Here is a 16,121-nt window from a genome sequence, read left to right as displayed (position 1 = left end):
GTTCACGCAAAGCCTGACCCATGACAGATGGGTTGTCGATATCCAATCCAACCAAAGGGAGATCGACATGCCTCTTGCTCTCTGGGCGCTCACGATCAGCGCCTTTGCCGTCGGCACGACCGAGTTCGTGATCGTCGGCCTTATCCCCACCATCGCCCAGTCGCTGGGTGTGCCGCTGCCCTCGGCGGGGCTTCTCGTGAGCCTCTATGCACTTGGCGTGACCATCGGTGCGCCGGTGCTGACCGCGCTCGCCGACCGGCTGCCGCGCAAGACGCTGCTCTTGGCGCTGCTGGCTCTGTTCATCGGCGGGAACGCTTTCGCGGCGGTCGCGCCCAGCTACGGTGCGCTGATCGCGGCACGGTTCATCACCGGCCTCGCACATGGGGTGTTCTTCGCCATCGCCTCGACCATCGCGACGAGCCTCGTGCCGCGCGAAAAGGAATCGAGCGCGATCGCCATGGTCTTCATGGGCCTGACCGTTGCGCTGGTGACCGGCGTGCCGTTTGGCACATGGATCGGGGCGCATTTCGGCTGGCACGCCACCTTCCTCGGCGTGGTCGGGCTGGGCGTGATCGGCTTCATCGCCTCGGCTTTGCTGGTGCCGTCGAACCTGCCGCGCGGGGCGTCGCCGTCGCTGAAGCAACAACTAAGCGTTCTGACCTCGCCGCGGCTTCTGCTGGTCTATCTGATCACCGCGGTGGGCTACGGTGGCAACTTCATCGCCTTCACCTATCTCGCGCCGATGCTGACCGATGTGACGGGACTTAGTGCGGGATCGGTGAGCCTCGTGATCCTGCTCTACGGGATCTCGGTCGCGGTCGGGAATATCGCGGGCGGCAAGCTGTCGGACCGGATCGGGCCGGTGCCTGCGCTCACGCTGATCTTCGCGGGGCTGGCCTTAGCGCTCGCACTGCTGGGGCTCAGCCTCGTCACGCCTTGGGCCGCCATCGCAGTGGTGCTGTTCTGGGGCGGTTTCGCCTTCGGCAACGTGCCGCCCCTGCAGGCCTATGTGGTCGATATCGCGCGTTCCGTCGCACCGGGGGCGGTCGATGTGGCCTCGGGCCTCAATATCGGCGCCTTCAACCTTGGCATCGCGGGCGGGGCCTGGGTCGGCGGCCTCGCGGTCGATCAGCTCGGCCTGTCGGTCACGCCGTTCCTCGGCGCGGTGGTCGTGCTGGTCGGTCTGGCGCTGACCCGGTTGAGCGGACGTCTTGCGAAGAGTGCGTTTCCACAACCGGTGGAGTGATACGGTTTGAGCCCTGAAAATGGGGGCGGGCGTGCGCATAAAGACAGAGGGGCGCCCGCCCCTCCCTCACGCTCACCAATTTTGCAGCCCGATGCCTATCGCCTGCTTGATACAGGCTTCAGGCAGTATTCGAAGTCACTTTCGCGTTTCACCACGGTCTGACACCGGACTTTCGCTACACTTGGCACTAACGTCCGGTTTGGGCCGCAAGTGGCAGCCCAGCCCTGGCGACCCAGGTTCTGCCGCATTGCGCTGCAGCAAATCCGCTCAGAGACCCAATTAGCCGTGTCGATCTCGGGTTATTTGGCGGTTGCAGCGTGGGCGCGCCCGTCAAAACCGGCCCTAAGCAGGCATTTCTCGTCAGTGCGGCGAAAGTCCGCTTTCTCGTTCGCCATGTGCAGCCACAAATCTCCGAAATTGAGCGCATCGGAACAGCATGCCAATTTTCGCTAAGTCGGAGCATTGGCTTGCTTCGGGGGGATAATCGTGAGCGTATGATCAATGCATCTCAACCAGCGAGCAGCCATGAACGATCTCGAGTTGCCGGCGGACGGCAGCGGCCATTTGGACCTTATCTTGGCGACGTCCGAGATCGGGATTTGGGAACTGGATGCTACGACGGGAAAAGCGGTGCGCAATCTGCGCCATGATCAGATCTTCGGCCACGATACGCGCCTGCACGAATGGAGCGCGGATAGATTCCTGACTTATGTCGAACCTGACGATCGTGAACGGGTCAAGCAATTGCTCGAGGCGTCTCTGGCCAAGGGCGAACCCTGGTCTTTCGAAACGCGTATCCGGCGCGCAGATGGGGCAGAGCGGTGGATAAGCGCAAAGGGGATGCCCAAGTTCTCTGATTCCGGTCAGGTTGTGAAGCTCATCGGGCACGTGATCGATATCACCGAGACGAAGCTGAACGAAGACCGCCTCAAGCTGCTATCCCGGGAACTCAATCACCGCGTCGGGAATACCTTTGCGATTATGAATTCTATAGTCCGTCATGCGAGCAAGAAGGCGACGACGGTCGAAGACTTTTCCGCGACTTTGCTGGAACGGCTCGCCGCCTTGGCGCGTGCGAACAAAATTCTCATCGCCGCCGAGGCTGAGCGTTCGAGCTTGAGTGAAATCCTCGAAATGGAACTCAATGCTTTTGAAGGCTGGCAGAGCCGGATTCGAATTACTGGAAATACGAAAATTTGGTTTTCCGGCGAGGCGTCTGAAGCGTTGGCAATGATCCTCCATGAATTGCTCACCAATGCGGTAAAGCACGGAGCGCTTTCTGTGCCGAAAGGTCAGGTCGCACTCAGTATCGTTCATGCAGAAGGACGTCAGGTTCTGATTCAATGGGCCGAAGAAGGTGGGCCTCCCGTCGCGAAAACACGGCGCACTGGTATAGGCTCGACCATCCTGCAAAACGCCATGCGCGACGAAGGCACGGTCAATTTAGATTTCGCGGGGCAGGGTTTGATCTGCGACATCGTGGTTCATCATAGCTTTGAACGCGAGGTTTTGGACGCCGCGGGCGAAGCGTCGGCTCAAACCTCGGAGCCCCCCTCGGACACGAAGGCAAGCAACGACACTTCTTGCACAGGTCGAAAGATCATGATCGTCGAGGACGACCCAATCATCGGCATGGATATCGCCGAGATTTTCAGCTCGCGGGGGGCGGAAGTGCTTGGTCCTTTCACGACCGTCGTAAGCGCTCTTCAGGCGCTGCGGCGCCTCCCCGAAGTTGCGCTGCTGGACGTGAACCTTCGACATGAGACCACCGAAGTGATCGCGTCTCAACTGTCTGAACACGAAATCCCTTTTCTGATCTTGAGCGGCCAAGTCGATCATTCCGACCTACCTCCGTCGTTCGAAGGGACCGAGATCGTAAGCAAACCATTCTTTGAAGCAGACCTCGTAGACCGCGTATTATCGTTGTTGCGAGAGAAGCGAGGGGTTGCGCCTCAGTTATAAGAACGGTGCGGTTGTCCCGCGGACGCGGCGAAACTCGACCGGATTCATTCGGCAGCGTCACTCCTCCCTCTGGGTATGTTGCCTTGCCTAACATGGGCTCATCAGGCGGCGATGGGAGCGAATGAATGATTTGAGGCCGCCAAAAACGAACAGAGCGGCAACCAGCATCAGGTAGGCCTTGCCAGCGCGTTTCCATACGGCATCGGCCCTAACCAGACATTCGTTGTCCTCGTCGGCGCTGCAGCGCAGCTTCTCCGAAGCGGTCTTCAGGGCCCGCCGCAGCACCTTTCCGGCTCCTATACAAGCTCTGCGGGACAAGCCTGCCGATCGCAGCATTTACTCGATCTGTGCCGCAAGGGCGAAGGGTTTTGCAAGGACGCTGAAATTGGATTTTTGCTAAGGTATCGATGAATGACTGAACAAGAAAAGGAACGGCTGATAGTAGGTTGTGCTGAGCCGACTATTCTGTTGCCCCATCGCTTCGGAGACATCGTTCAAAGCAGTTCGTTCGACGGTCAGTTCGGGCCAACGCCATGGACCAGAGCCATCACTAACGGTTCAGATCAGGGCTTGTAGGCCGCGTCTTTTTCCCAACCGGCGAAACCGGTTTGCAGGACGACGACGTTCGTTCGACCTGCCACCCGCAGGGCAAATGCTGCTTGGGCGGACAGACTGCCGGTGTTGCAGAAGAGGACTGTCATTCGATCCTCGGGGATCTCGTCAATCCGGTCCAGCACTTCGCGCCATTCGATATTGATGGAACCGGGAATCGTGGCAGCGTCGAACTGCTCTGCGTCGCGTGTGTCGACGAAAAGCGCCGTTTCAAAGACGGCCTGGTCGATCTGTTGCGGCAGTATGATGCCGGCCTCATATTCCGAGAACATCATGTATTCCTGCATCGCCTCGATGGCGGCGTCCTGCGCCAAAGTGGGAGTGGAATGAAGGCAAAGCGCGACAGTGGCCGCGCCAAGGACGTGGGACAGTTTCATCTGGGTGCTCCTTGGTTTTCGCTCTTATTCGGTGACTTGTGCTTGCAGCTCCGTAAGGAACGCCTCGATGCGTCGGGCATTGGCACCGCGGTCGATCTGCCCAAGGCGCGAGCGTGACCGCATGTCGATGCGGCAGCCTGTCTCGGTGCCGGTAACCCGAACTGCAACCTCGTCTTCGAAGCCGAAGACGTGGCTTCGGGCGATGGCTTCGATCTGGTTTTCCGCAGGGTCGGCAGAGAGAACCTCCCAGCCACGCGTTTCGACAAGGGTCAACGCCTCTGCGAATGCATCCTCGACCGGGATCGGAAGGTCCAGCGGGCGCACGTCCGGATAGGCGGAGCGTTGTGGCTCGGCATTCTGCGCCGGGTAGTCCGTTGGGGTCGCGGTGAACCAGTAGACCGGCGGGTCTTCGGTATCGGTCGAGATGTCGTTTATCGGCGGTGTCGTCCAAGCGGCGATTTCGAAAGCCGCTCCGAGGCCTACAACGGGCAATGACAGGATAAGACCAATCAGCGCAATGCTGGCACCGCGGCTCTTGCGGATAGCCCCCGCCAAGGTCACGAGCGCTGCGACGACCCCCACTAAGGCCGCCCAGACACCCCAACCGGCGATGTTATAGGCTTGGGGCCAGGACCATCCGCCCGCACGATACCCCCAGACGGACAAAGCAAGAAGCGCAAGGGACACAAGGCCCAGAAAGATCGCCACATAGCCAAGGCGTCGCGTTATGAATTCAAGCATCTGTCTCTTCCTGATCGGGGGCGGGATTTAAGCGCGGGTGCGTGTTCAAGGATCAACGGGCCGCCTGAAAGGCGAAAAGAACACCTGCAAGAGCTGTTCAAGAAAGGGGCGCAGGTTCTCGCGGATGCCGAGGGTATAAGTCATTCCTCTTCCTCCACCGCGATGCGTGGGTCGAGAGCATGGCCCGAAACCGGGCCACGCAGGGGCTGGAGCAGCATCCTGTCGATCCAAAGGTCACGGCGCGTGCGGAACTGTTCGATCCCGATCTCCATGTCCTGATGCCCCTTTGCCGGTTGCGCGGCATAGGTGCCTAATAGCCGATCCCACCAGGGCAGGTTGAAGCCGTAGTTCGAATTGGTCTCACGCGGATCGACGGAATGGTGGACGCGATGCATGTCGGGCGTGACCACGATCAGGCGCAGCACTCTATCAACCGGACGCGGCAGATCGATATTAGCGTGGTTGAAAAGCGCGGTCGCATTCAGGATCACCTCGAACAGCAGCACCGCGACCGCAGGCGGCCCGAGCGCCGCGACCACCGCCAGCTTGATCCCCATCGAGATCAGGATTTCCAGCGGATGGAACCGCAGGCCCGTCGTTGCGTCGAAGTCGAGATCGGCATGGTGCATCCTATGTAGCCGCCAAAGACCGGGGACTGCGTGGAACATGACGTGCTGAAGGTAAATCGCCAAATCGAGCACCAGCATCGAAACAAGGATGGCCGCCCAAGTCGGCCACTCCAGATTATTGAACAGCCCCCAGCCTCGGTCCTCGGCCATGACGGCCAATCTGACAGCGAGGATCGGGAATGCCAGGCGCAGGATCACCGTGTCCAAAAAGACCATGGCGATATTGTTCGACCACCGGATCAGGCGCGGGATCTCTCTGCGCCGCCGGGGTGCCGCGAGCTCCCACAACGCCATCGCCGCCAACACGCCCAAGAAAGCGGCAAGTCGGATCGTCGGCTCGGCAGAGAGGATCGTTTCGGTCATGTGTTCGGCCTTGCTCTTGTGGCGCAGGCTGGATTCGCTATCATTCAATTATTCGATTGAGTGATGTAATATCCCGAGGCAGCCCATGTCAATTAGCCCGAAGATGGCCCTTCTCGAAGAATACGCCCTTGTCGCGCGGGCCTTGTCGGCCCCCGCACGCCTTATGCTTCTTGAGCAGCTCGCCCAGAGCGAGCGCAGGGTAGAGGCGCTTGCGGAAAAAACCGGGCTCACTGTCGCGAACTGTTCGCAGCATTTGCAGCAATTGCGGCGCGCTGGCCTTGTCACCAATCGGCGCGACGGCAAGGCGATAATCTACAGGCTGACCGACGCGAGGACGCTGACGTTGTTGGGAATTTTGGGCGATGTGGCCGAAAGGAACCTCGCACAGGTTGGGGAGATTCTGCGCGGAATATCGAACGGCGAAGATGCGCCGGAACCGATCAACCGCGACGAGCTTGCCGCTCGACTGAGTGAAGGGTCGGTGACCGTCCTCGACGTGCGCCCCGCCGACGAGTTCGCCGATGCACATATCCCGGGCGCACTCAACATGGCCGTGACGGAGCTGGACAAGTTCCTGACGGATCTCGACCGGAACACCGAGATTGTGGCCTATTGTCGTGGTCCATACTGTGTCTACGCCCACCAAGCCGTGGCGTTCTTGCGCAAGAATGGCTTCAACGCTCGTCGTCTTGACGGCGGTCTGCCTGAGTGGCGCGAAGACGGTCGAGCCATTCAGGCAACATCCTGATCTACAAAGGCCTTATTCGATGCCGCAACGCGTCGGTCTGACTATGTGAGCGCACTGCGTGCGAGGCCTTCGAAATGCCATGATGAGTCGCCCAGACTTCGCATGGGATCTCATGATGGAAGCAACCTCCGCTTAGTGTCTGCTACCGGGGCGCCGTTCATGGACGGCCAGTTGCTGCCGTTGATACGCATGCCGGAGCGCTGCTCTACACCGCGACACACCTCGCGCAACTCTCTTGATACCCGCGCGCGCCACCGCCATTTGGTGTGCGGTAAGCGGCGATGACCGCATAGGGATGGACTGAGATGTTCGAGATTTGGGGGCCCATTCTGGCGGGGCTGGTCGCGCTGGTGGTCGGAGGCGAGCTTTTGGTCCGCGGGGCGGTCCAGACCGCTGAGCGGATCGGTATCTCACCGCTTGTGATCGGATTGACACTGGTGGGGTTCGGCACCTCGACACCGGAACTGGTGACATCGGTCCAGGCCGGTCTGAGTGGATCGCCAGGCGTCGCCTTCGGCAACGTCGTGGGCTCAAACATCGCGAATATCCTTCTGATCGCTGGCGTTTCTGCCGTTATTGCGCCCCTCGTTGTGGCGCGCGTCGCCCTGCGACGAGATGCGATGGTGATGCTGGTCGTCGCCGTCGTCTTCGCTGGGGTCGCGCCGTTCGCTCCGATGGGGCGGATCGCCGGAGTTGGATTGATCGCAGCGCTAGTCGGCTATTTGGGCTTCGTGATCCATCAGGAACGCCAGCACGCTGACCGCGGCGCGATCTACGACAAGACGGTGGCCCTTGCTGACGCGGATCCCGGCCTCGCGCCACCGCATGCGCCTCACGGTATTCTCATGCCGCTGTTGCTCGCGTTCGCCGGATTGGGACTCGTGGTTTTCGGTGGCTCATTGCTGGTTGGTGGCGCCGTATCACTCGCTCGGGCTTTTGGCGTCTCGGAAACGGTCATCGGTCTGACCATCGTGGCGATTGGCACCTCGATGCCCGAGCTGATCACCTCGATCGTGGCGGCGCTGAAGCGTCAGGGCGAGGTGGCTTTCGGAAATGTAGTCGGATCAAACATCTACAATATTCTCGGCATCGGTGGGACGACAGCGCTGATCGCCCCGTCGCGCGTGCCCGAGGAAATCGCGCGATTCGACGCCCCGCTGATGGTTCTTGTCTCACTCCTTCTGGTGGTCTTCGCGACCACCGGGCTACGGATCACCCGATGGGAGGGGCTGGCGCTAATCGCGGGCTACGGTATCTATCTTTGGAAGCTTTGGCCTTGAGAACGTTGGGGCCAAAGGTGAAAACTTTGAAATGTCGAACCCTGGGCGGGGCGGCGTCAAAATCTGAAAAAGCATATGGGGCACGAATACCAGGCGCCTTGATAGCAATGCTATTATTGCCAGCGAATAGGGGACTTGGATGAACGAAGCGCGAAAGGATCACTGGGATCGGATCTACGGCAGCAAGAGTGACAGTGACCTCAGCTGGCATCAGGACGCTCCGGAGATCTCGCTCGAACTTGCCGAACACGCCGGTTTGACGCCGGATACTCGGGTGATCGACGTGGGCGCTGGCACTTCGCGGGTCGTTGACGGCTTGATCGCGCGTGGCCTGCGCGACATTTCCGTTCTCGACCTCTCCCAGACGGCCCTCGACGCCCAGCGTGCCCGGCTTGGGCCGCGCGGCGCGGATGTGGAGTGGATCTCGTCGCCGATATCACGCGCTGGTCGCCCCAGCGGGTCTATGATCTCTGGCATGATCGCGCCGTGTTCCACTTTCTGGTCGACCCATCGGAGCGGGCTGCCTATGTGACGCGCCTGTCTCGTGCCCTGCGCGTTGGCGGTCACGCGATCATCGCGACCTTCGCGCCTGACGGACCGGAGACTTGCAGCGGCCTTCCCGTCCGTCGCTACAGTCCGGAGGCCCTCGGCGATGCGCTGGGCCCCGATTTTGAGCTGGTGGCGAAACGCTCCCAGAAACACGCGACACCCTCAGGCAACCTGCAGTCTTTCCAGTTCAGCCTGTTCCGGAAGCTCCGCTGATCGGTCCCTATGCTACGGGGTCAGCCTATCGCGTCGTGATCGTCGGCGAGGCATTCCGAGTGGTCGCGCAGCACCTCCAGCACCCGGCAATCCGAAGCGGTTCCGCCGCGACATTCGCCGATCATCCGTTCCAGTTCGCGCTTGAGCGCTTCGAGCCGCGCGATCCGGGTCTCGACCTCGCGCAATTGCCGCCGCGCGATCGAATCCGCGGCCCCGCAATCGCGCGCAGGGTGATCTGACAGGTCCAGCAATTCGCGGATCGCCTCGAGCGGGAAGCCGAGCTGGCGCGAGTGTCGGATGAAGGCGAGCCGGTCGAGATCGGCATCATCGTAGCGCCGCTGACCGCCGTCGGTCCGGCCGGGCTCGGGCATCAGGCCGATCTGCTCGTAATAGCGGATCGTCTGCACCTTGGTGCCGGTGCGGCGCGCCAATGTTCCTATCGTGTGCATTTTGCTCCATTTCACGGCTACGTGAGGTCGAATTTCCCCCTTGAACCTATAGTGGCTGTAGCTCCTATCTTTCCCACTGTCGAGAAATCGAGAGTGAGAGGATGGTATCGGATGACCGAGGCGAAAGACCTTCAGGAATGGCGCGTGACCGGCATGGATTGTGGCGCCTGCGCTGCGAAGGTGCGCGGCGCGGTCGAGGCTCTGCCCGGTGTAGACGCTGTCGAGGTCACGCTGATGAACGAGCGGCTGCGGTTGCGGCTCGACACGGCCACTACCTCGCGCGAGAGCGTGGAGAAAGCGATCCGCCGCCTCGGCTACGGCGTCTCGGCCAAGGGGGCTGCGCCGGAAAAGCCCAAGGGCGGCTTCATCCTGCCTGACGGCGCTTTCCCCGGATCAGAGAACAGCGCGGACGAGCCGGACACCCCGGCCCAAAGCATGGACACGCGGCCTACCGATCCGTCATGGTATGCGACCCCGAAGGGCCGTTACCTGATCGCGACCGGGCTTCTGCTGGCTGCGGCATGGATGGTCGAGCTGTTGATCGGCGGGCCGGTCGCGCATTGGGCCTTCGTGCTCACGACCGTGATCGCAATTGCCCCTGTGACCAAGCGCGCCGCCCTGATGGCACGGGCGCGGATGCCCTTCACAATCGAAATGCTGATGAGCATCGCCGCGATCGGCGCGCTCTTCGTCGGTGCGGCGGAGGAAGCGGCGCTCGTGGTCTTCCTGTTCGCGGTGGGCGAGATGCTCGAAGGGCTTGCGGCGTCGCGCGCCCGCGGTTCGATCCGGGCGCTGGCCGATCTGGTGCCGAAGACCGCGCGGCTGGTTGTCGGCGACCGCATTCGCGAGGTTCCCGCCGACAGCCTCGCCATCGGCCAGATCGTGCAGGCCCGCCCGGGCGACCGCATCCCCGCCGATGGCACCATCGTCTCCGGCAGTTCCGGCGTCGATGAAAGCCCGGTGACGGGCGAGAGCGTGCTAGTCCTGAAAGAGCCCGGCGACGCAGTCTTCGCGGGTGCGATCAACACCGAGGGCGAGCTGCGCATCCGCGTCGAGAAAACCGCCGAAGACAACACGATCTCGCGCATCCTACATCTCGTCGAGGAGGCCGAGAGCGCCCGCGCGCCGGTGGAGCGGTTCATCGACCGGTTCAGCCGCGTCTACATGCCGGCGGTGGTGGGTGTGGCGCTTCTGGCCGCGATCGTGCCGCCGCTGGTCTTCGGCGCGCCGTGGGAAACGTGGATCTATCGCGGCCTTGCGCTCTTGCTGATCGGGTGCCCCTGCGCGCTGGTGATCTCGGTTCCCGCCGCGGTTGCGGCGGGTCTCTCGACCGGGGCGCGCCACGGTCTGCTGATGAAGGGCGGCGCGGTGATGGAGACAGCGGCCAAAACCAGCCTCGTCGCCTTCGACAAGACCGGCACGCTGACCGAGGGGCAGCCGCAGATCACCGATCTTCTGCCGCTGAACGGGACCGAGGCTGACCTTCTCGCCACTGCCGCGGCGGTCGAGACCGGCAGTAGCCACCCGCTGGCGCAGGCGATCCTCGCCCGGGCGCAGGCGGGCGGCATCGCGGTGCCGGAGGCGACCGAAGGCATGGCGATCCCGGGCCGCGGGGCGCGGGCCCAGATCGACGGCGAGGTCTGGAATGTCGGGGCGCCGCGTCTCGCGACCGAAGCGGGTGTTCTCAGCGCCGCCGACAGCGCCACGGTCCGCCGCCTCGAAAGCGCGGGCAAAACCGTCGTCTGCGTCTTCACGCCCGGGCGCCTTCTGGGCCTGATCGCACTGCGCGACGAGCCGCGCGCCGATGCGGCAGAGGCGGTCTCCGCGCTCAAGCAAATGGGGATTTCCTCGGTCATGCTGACCGGCGACAATCCGGTGACGGCCCGCGCGATCGCCGACGGGTTGGGCATCGAAGCCCGTGCCGGGCTGTTGCCCGAGGACAAGGTGACGGCAGTGCGCGATCTGGCCCGCGATGCGCATGTGATGATGGTGGGCGACGGCATCAACGACGCCCCGGCGCTGGCGACTGCGCATCTCGGCATCGCGATGGGCTCGGGCACCCATGTCGCGCTCGAGACCGCCGACGGCGCGCTGCTGCGCGACCGCGTCACCGATGTCGTCGAGCAGATTCGGCTGGCCCGCGCGACGATGGCCAATATCCGTCAGAACGTCGCCATCGCGCTCGGGCTGAAGGGGGTGTTTCTGGTGACGACGCTCCTCGGGATCACCGGGCTCTGGATCGCGGTAATGGCCGATACCGGGGCGACCGTGCTGGTCACGATGAACGCGCTCCGCCTCCTACGGTTCAAGGCGGAGGCGCAGTAGGCCTGAAATCTCTGCTCAAGCGCTGGAGATTGGCGGTTGAGAAATCGTTCGCGGCACTCGCGAGACGGTTTCTCAAAATCGATAAACCCCGTGTCGTTCAACCGGGCAGCCGAAAACGTTTGAGGCAACTCGAAGCTGGAGTGCCTACTCTTTCTCTGAAGGAATCCGCTGCGGCGATTTGTGGGATAGCGCGCCCTGAATGGCTGCTTCCAAATGATAGAGGCACTATTTTGTCTTTGCAGCGAACGACCGCTCCCCGCCCTTTCGGCCAGCGAGGCCAATGCTGTTTCTCTCTTGGTAATTGGAAGTCGATAGCTACTCGGGTAAGCCTGCCTCAGCGAGCCCTCTGGCATATGCTTCTCTGTAGGCAGGATGCTGGATGATCCGATTGACTGCCAGCACATCGCTCACTGTTAGCGGTTCGCCGAGAGCCTGAGCCTCCACTATCTCCCACTCTGCGGAGACTTGGTCGCCCTTCATTGCATATGAAGCCGCGAGCCAAAGATGGGCAAAAGCAGCTGTCGGGTTCATTTCTATCGCGAGCGACAAATCTTCGACAGCATTCGCGAAGGCGCCCTCAAAATAGGATACGATACCGCGATTTTGAAAATACCATGACGGCGGCGTCTCATTCAGAGCGAACGCTTTGTCTATTGATTTGCGTGCTTTTTCCTGCTCGGCACCGCCAACGTAAACCAAGCTAATGAATCCATAGGCATCCGCATAATTCGGGTCTATCGCAATGGCTGCCCGCAATTCTCCGATGGCGCGTGCCCGACTGTCCTGGGTTCTGCCAAGGCGCGAAAGGACGCGACCCAGCGTCCAGTGCGCGAAAGGATTTTGAGGGTCGAGGCGGACCGCTCGCTCTGCCATCTCGAGCGCGAGAGCACGGTCTGCCTCGAAGCCTTCACCCCATCCAAAGCGGGAGGAGAAATCATACATGTTGGCAAGGCGTGAATAGGCTTCGGTAAACCCGGGATCCACGTCGAGAGCGCGACGGTAGAACGTAATCGCTCGGGTGACGCCAGCGCGGTCCAAGGACGTTTCGTAATAGCGACCGCGCAAAAGTAGATCATATGCCGACACGGCGTCCGTCCCGGCTTTCAGCAAACGTTCCCGTTCCTGCGGGGCAAGCTTGAGAGAAAGGGCTTCGACGATACGTGTTCGCACATCGTCCTGAATGTCAAAGAGGTCCCCAAGCTTTCGATCGTAACGCTGAGCCCAGACATTGGTGCCGGACGAAAGCTGGACCAGTTGGACACTGATCCGGATCATCCCATGTTCACGCCGAACACTGCCGTCAACGAGATGAGTGGCACCGAACCGCTCTATTGTGGCCGGTATGGTCGCCGCCGTGTTGCGAAGCCCGAACGTCGTGTTGCGCGACAAGACCTTCACGGCTCCGATCCTCGAAAGATCTGTCAACAAGTCCTCTGCCAATCCGGAAGACAGATAGTCCTGCTCAGGATCGTCGCTCAGATTTTCGAAGGGAAGGACCGCGATCGTGACTGGCTCCGGCGGAATGACTTCTTGGCTCGGCAACAGAGTGGCAATTCCAAAGGCCATTCCCAACGTTGCGACAGTCGCGGAGATTGCCCAAACGCGGCGCGACATTGATCGTAGCGCGCGATACACCTTCGGTCCGCGGTCTGATGTGACTTCTTGGCATGTTTCCGGTCTCCTTCCTGCGTTGAGCCGGTAGCCGTGGCGCGGAACAGTGGCCAACAGTTTCGCTTCATCTGGACCAAGCGCCCGTCGAATCTCGGATACGCACTGCACAAGGCTATCATCGGTCACATAAGTGTCCGCCCAGACGGCATTCATGAGGGTGTCTTTAGTGACGAGCTCTCCATTATGCTCCGCAAGAATTCCCAGCACCCGGGCAGTTTGTGGGCGAAGAGGCACGTCCGTGCCATCTGGAGCGATCAATTCCTCGCTTTCGGCATCGAAACTAAATGCTCCAATAGAAAGCATTTTTTCTGCCTTCGCCAAAATTCGTGCCAGCCTTCGTGACTTTCGTGGCCTTGAACGAGCTCGATGTCATTGGGCGTCCCGATCGACGCCTCAACACGCATCCACGAACCCAAAGCCATGGAGACCATTATGAACAAGGCAACCCTCGTTTCCACCATTTTCGTCGTCGGCGCAGCTCAGGCGTCGGCGGATAGCGCCCACACCCACGACCTCTCGAAACTGTCTCCCGACGTTTCTGCACGTGTCATCGAGTTGGAGAAACATGGCGTTCGTTTCGACGCCGTGATCCACGGAATCTTGGCCGAGGCGTCGAAGCCGACCTGGACCTTCGATGACAACGCGCGCGAACCTGTGGCGAACAAACAGGACGAGCCAGAGAGCTGAACCGCATACTGCGAGAGTGGCGAGCCGGTTCCCATTTGCTCGCTGTTCTTGCCTTTCAGCACGCAAAGCGTTTGCTGATTAAAGTCTCTAAAAAGCGATTGAAGTTCTGCGTGTGTCCCGCCCCTTGGGGGGAATGAGCCTGCTTGGTTTGGTCCTTTGCCTGCGCAGCTACGTTCGAACTCGCTAAATCAACTGAATGTCGTCCCGCTCCGTCGCGGGGGTGTCTGGTTCTCTCATGTTGCGAAGGTCCGCTTCCTGCGCATTTGCGGTCATTCATCCATGGCGCAGCGAATGACCGCACACCGCCCAAATTGCCCACATAATGTAAACGCTCCGGTTTCCTTCGAACCGGATACGCTCACTGGCTGAAATGAACTGGCACCGTCCACTGAACGTGCAGGCCGCGCCTCACGCTCCAGCAAGGCAAGCATCGAGATATTTCCGGATCTCCAAGATTTTTTCCAATCCTCCTCTGATTGCCTCATCAACAGGGCGCGCGCCGAGAAACAGCGGCCCGGTGTTGGTGCGCGTCATCCAGGAGCTCGCGAGCGGCTCGACGAAATAGAGTTCAAGTGCCTTGTAGATCCCAAGCGCTGCAGAAAGCCGAAGAAGTTGATCCTCGGTCAGAGATGGGGCACCGTCCGACCTCTTCAGGCCACTCCAAACTGCCTCGGGGATTCCGATGAGACCAGAGGCTTCGCTTTCAGAAAGCCCCCATGCGCACGTAAGGCGCGAATAGGCCTTCAAAACCACGTCAATCTCCTCCTGAGAAAAACTGCTGCCTTCAATCTCCATCCGCTCTCTCCGCAAGCAGGCTTTTTTCACGTCGGCACGAACGGGTTGACCCGAACCTCGGATCAAACGGGTTGCGCCAGATTGTCGGCGACGCACCTGACAGCGTGCCTCTGAGGTCGGCAGCGCAGGGCCGCATAAGTATTGTCGTCAATGCAGCAGCGGCAGGGCTTCACGTGCAAGCACGCCATCGATCAGCTTGAGCACCGCGCGCAGATCCCATCCGCGCTCGGCACCTCGCAGTATGTCAGCGAGCGCTTCGGCTGTATCCGCTGGTAGGCCGCGCGCCGTGCCTTCTCGGCGCGCGAAATAAGCCAGATGCGCGTTAGAGAGCGGCGGGATTTCGACTACACGACAGCGGCTCAGGAGTGGCGCTGGCACGGCCCGACGATTGTTCGAGGTCAGGATCCAGCTGATCCACCGCATATCGAACCGCACCCGGTAGTAAGGACAGTTCCAGGTCCGAGCGCTGAGAGGTTCGAGCAGCGGCAAGAGTGCATGACTGAGCGCGAAACTGACGCCCTTGTTCGACTGCACATCGCCGACCTTGTCCACCTCGTCGATCACGATGACCGGGTTCCCCACGCGCTTATTCAGGATGAGCTCCACAGGCCGGCCGGGATGGGCCGTCGACCAGCCTTTCTGACTGCCCGCCACCGCGAAGCCCGCCGGCTCGTTCGCAGCATCGATCAGTTCCGATGGCATACCAACGAGCTCGGCCAATCGACGCGCCCAGTGGCTCTTACCGATACCAGGAGATCCATCGAGGAGGAGCGGCGGCAGGCGCACGGCCGGCGCACCCTCACGCACGCTTTCGCGCAAGGCGTGCCAGGCGATCTCAGTCGCGCGGGCCATCCAGGGCATCTCTTCGTGCAAAGCAGCGGCGATCTCGTCGGCGCGGTGTTCGCTCGCGAGCTGTTCCATGTGCACGCCGTGTTTGAGCCCCGCTAGCGTCTCACGTGCCTCACGGCCCAGATGCGCCATTCCAGACGCGCGCAAACGCAGATCGGCGAGCGCGGAAGCCCGACGCCGGATTCTGTCGCCATCATGCGAGCTGAGGCGGCACGCGCGCATGGTATCGTCCCAGCGGTCATCATCAAGCGCCGCGTCGAATTCTCCCGGGTCGTGCCCCAGTGCGACCCATCGTAGCTTGCGCAGGTATCTGGTGAGCTGGGCCTCGATCTTCGCGGGCGAGGTCTCGAGATCGAAGCGTAGATCGCAGATCGGGAAATGGTCGGACATAGCAGGCTCCTTCTGGTCAGGCGGCACGCGCCGCTGACGCCCCTCGCGAGACGGCTGTTCGCGAGGAGTTGATGATGAGGAACCCGGGTTTGGGTGGAGGTTAAGTCGATTTCCCGAGGCGACGTCAACCGCACGGAGCGCTGGAAAACGGGTCAGAAAGCCCCTTTGTCGGGGATCAGATAAAGCATTGAAACAAAAGAAAAACCACCGAAGGCGAAGCTTCGGTGGTCACTTT

At 61.2% G+C, this 16,121-nt stretch carries 14 protein-coding genes; 7 read left to right on the top strand and 7 right to left on the bottom strand.

Annotated features, from left to right (window positions below; translation table 11 throughout):
• Positions 1-67 precede the first annotated feature (67 nt).
• Positions 68-1,246, top strand: coding sequence for an MFS transporter (locus ACZ7GB_RS09625; RefSeq protein ID WP_472158442.1), 1,179 nt, complete (start codon positions 68-70; stop codon positions 1,244-1,246).
• Positions 1,247-1,771: 525 nt separating this feature from the next.
• Entirely contained in the window at positions 1,772-3,208 is a 1,437-nt protein-coding gene (locus ACZ7GB_RS09620) for an HWE histidine kinase domain-containing protein (RefSeq protein WP_472158441.1), read from the top strand.
• Between the two features lie 563 nt (positions 3,209-3,771).
• On the opposite strand, the gene ACZ7GB_RS09615 is transcribed toward ACZ7GB_RS09620, so the two are convergent.
• The 3 genes from ACZ7GB_RS09615 to ACZ7GB_RS09605 all read right to left on the bottom strand — a co-directional run bounded on the left by ACZ7GB_RS09615 (position 3,772) and on the right by ACZ7GB_RS09605 (position 5,930).
• On the bottom strand, positions 3,772-4,197 hold the full coding sequence (locus ACZ7GB_RS09615; RefSeq protein ID WP_078549168.1) for a rhodanese-like domain-containing protein: 426 nt from the start codon (positions 4,195-4,197) through the stop codon (positions 3,772-3,774).
• A 24-nt stretch (positions 4,198-4,221) separates the two neighbouring features.
• Entirely contained in the window at positions 4,222-4,938 is a 717-nt protein-coding gene (locus ACZ7GB_RS09610; RefSeq protein WP_472158440.1) for a DUF1499 domain-containing protein, read from the bottom strand.
• Between the two features lie 140 nt (positions 4,939-5,078).
• Positions 5,079-5,930: a sterol desaturase family protein gene (locus ACZ7GB_RS09605; protein WP_472158439.1), complete on the bottom strand. Its 852-nt coding sequence runs from the start codon at positions 5,928-5,930 to the stop codon at positions 5,079-5,081.
• 103 nt (positions 5,931-6,033) lie between these two features.
• Between ACZ7GB_RS09605 and ACZ7GB_RS09600 the strand changes: the two genes are divergently transcribed.
• The 3 genes from ACZ7GB_RS09600 to ACZ7GB_RS09590 all read left to right on the top strand — a co-directional run bounded on the left by ACZ7GB_RS09600 (position 6,034) and on the right by ACZ7GB_RS09590 (position 8,720).
• The gene (locus tag ACZ7GB_RS09600) at positions 6,034-6,678 is read left to right on the top strand and encodes an ArsR/SmtB family transcription factor (RefSeq protein ID WP_472158438.1); all 645 of its coding nucleotides are present in this window, start codon (positions 6,034-6,036) and stop codon (positions 6,676-6,678) included.
• A 305-nt stretch (positions 6,679-6,983) separates the two neighbouring features.
• Complete coding sequence (locus ACZ7GB_RS09595) at positions 6,984-7,958, top strand: calcium/sodium antiporter (RefSeq protein WP_472158437.1); 975 nt, start codon at positions 6,984-6,986, stop codon at positions 7,956-7,958.
• Between the two features lie 417 nt (positions 7,959-8,375).
• Positions 8,376-8,720, top strand: a complete 345-nt coding sequence (locus tag ACZ7GB_RS09590; protein WP_472158436.1) for a class I SAM-dependent methyltransferase — start codon at positions 8,376-8,378, stop codon at positions 8,718-8,720.
• A 20-nt stretch (positions 8,721-8,740) separates the two neighbouring features.
• On the opposite strand, the gene ACZ7GB_RS09585 is transcribed toward ACZ7GB_RS09590, so the two are convergent.
• Positions 8,741-9,169, bottom strand: coding sequence for a MerR family transcriptional regulator (locus tag ACZ7GB_RS09585; RefSeq protein WP_472158435.1), 429 nt, complete (start codon positions 9,167-9,169; stop codon positions 8,741-8,743).
• A 111-nt stretch (positions 9,170-9,280) separates the two neighbouring features.
• Between ACZ7GB_RS09585 and ACZ7GB_RS09580 the strand changes: the two genes are divergently transcribed.
• A complete protein-coding gene (locus ACZ7GB_RS09580) occupies positions 9,281-11,494 on the top strand; it encodes a heavy metal translocating P-type ATPase (RefSeq protein WP_472158433.1) in 2,214 nt (737 codons plus the stop codon).
• A 315-nt stretch (positions 11,495-11,809) separates the two neighbouring features.
• Here ACZ7GB_RS09580 and ACZ7GB_RS09575 read toward each other — a convergent pair whose 3' ends face one another.
• Positions 11,810-13,486 (bottom strand): winged helix-turn-helix domain-containing tetratricopeptide repeat protein, encoded by a 1,677-nt coding sequence (locus ACZ7GB_RS09575; protein WP_472158432.1) that lies wholly within the window; start codon positions 13,484-13,486, stop codon positions 11,810-11,812.
• Positions 13,487-13,597: 111 nt separating this feature from the next.
• Between ACZ7GB_RS09575 and ACZ7GB_RS09570 the strand changes: the two genes are divergently transcribed.
• Complete coding sequence (locus ACZ7GB_RS09570; protein WP_472158431.1) at positions 13,598-13,852, top strand: hypothetical protein; 255 nt, start codon at positions 13,598-13,600, stop codon at positions 13,850-13,852.
• Between the two features lie 408 nt (positions 13,853-14,260).
• On the opposite strand, the gene ACZ7GB_RS09565 is transcribed toward ACZ7GB_RS09570, so the two are convergent.
• The gene (locus ACZ7GB_RS09565) at positions 14,261-14,647 is read right to left on the bottom strand and encodes a DUF2384 domain-containing protein (RefSeq protein WP_472158430.1); all 387 of its coding nucleotides are present in this window, start codon (positions 14,645-14,647) and stop codon (positions 14,261-14,263) included.
• A 147-nt stretch (positions 14,648-14,794) separates the two neighbouring features.
• Positions 14,795-15,886 carry an AAA family ATPase gene (locus tag ACZ7GB_RS09560; RefSeq protein WP_472158428.1) on the bottom strand — a complete coding sequence of 364 codons (1,092 nt, stop codon included), beginning with the start codon at positions 15,884-15,886 and terminating at the stop codon, positions 14,795-14,797.
• Between the last annotated feature and the right edge of the window lie 235 nt (positions 15,887-16,121).

Source organism: Thioclava sp. PTB-PU3-1, from assembly GCF_055666785.1.
This window is presented reverse-complemented; position numbering and strand designations above follow the sequence as displayed.

Excerpts from the sequence above, each read along its gene's own strand:
- ACZ7GB_RS09605 (WP_472158439.1), bottom strand. The coding sequence starts at position 5,930 with ATGACCGAAACGATCCTCTCTGCCGAGCCGACGATCCGACTTGCCGCT.
- ACZ7GB_RS09570 (WP_472158431.1), top strand. The coding sequence starts at position 13,598 with ATGAACAAGGCAACCCTCGTTTCCACCATTTTCGTCGTCGGCGCAGCT.
- ACZ7GB_RS09585 (WP_472158435.1), bottom strand. The coding sequence starts at position 9,169 with ATGCACACGATAGGAACATTGGCGCGCCGCACCGGCACCAAGGTGCAG.
- ACZ7GB_RS09615 (WP_078549168.1), bottom strand. The coding sequence starts at position 4,197 with ATGAAACTGTCCCACGTCCTTGGCGCGGCCACTGTCGCGCTTTGCCTT.
- ACZ7GB_RS09580 (WP_472158433.1), top strand. The coding sequence starts at position 9,281 with ATGACCGAGGCGAAAGACCTTCAGGAATGGCGCGTGACCGGCATGGAT.
- ACZ7GB_RS09565 (WP_472158430.1), bottom strand. The coding sequence starts at position 14,647 with ATGGAGATTGAAGGCAGCAGTTTTTCTCAGGAGGAGATTGACGTGGTT.
- ACZ7GB_RS09595 (WP_472158437.1), top strand. The coding sequence starts at position 6,984 with ATGTTCGAGATTTGGGGGCCCATTCTGGCGGGGCTGGTCGCGCTGGTG.
- ACZ7GB_RS09625 (WP_472158442.1), top strand. The coding sequence starts at position 68 with ATGCCTCTTGCTCTCTGGGCGCTCACGATCAGCGCCTTTGCCGTCGGC.
- ACZ7GB_RS09610 (WP_472158440.1), bottom strand. The coding sequence starts at position 4,938 with ATGCTTGAATTCATAACGCGACGCCTTGGCTATGTGGCGATCTTTCTG.
- ACZ7GB_RS09600 (WP_472158438.1), top strand. The coding sequence starts at position 6,034 with ATGGCCCTTCTCGAAGAATACGCCCTTGTCGCGCGGGCCTTGTCGGCC.
- ACZ7GB_RS09620 (WP_472158441.1), top strand. The coding sequence starts at position 1,772 with ATGAACGATCTCGAGTTGCCGGCGGACGGCAGCGGCCATTTGGACCTT.
- ACZ7GB_RS09560 (WP_472158428.1), bottom strand. The coding sequence starts at position 15,886 with ATGTCCGACCATTTCCCGATCTGCGATCTACGCTTCGATCTCGAGACC.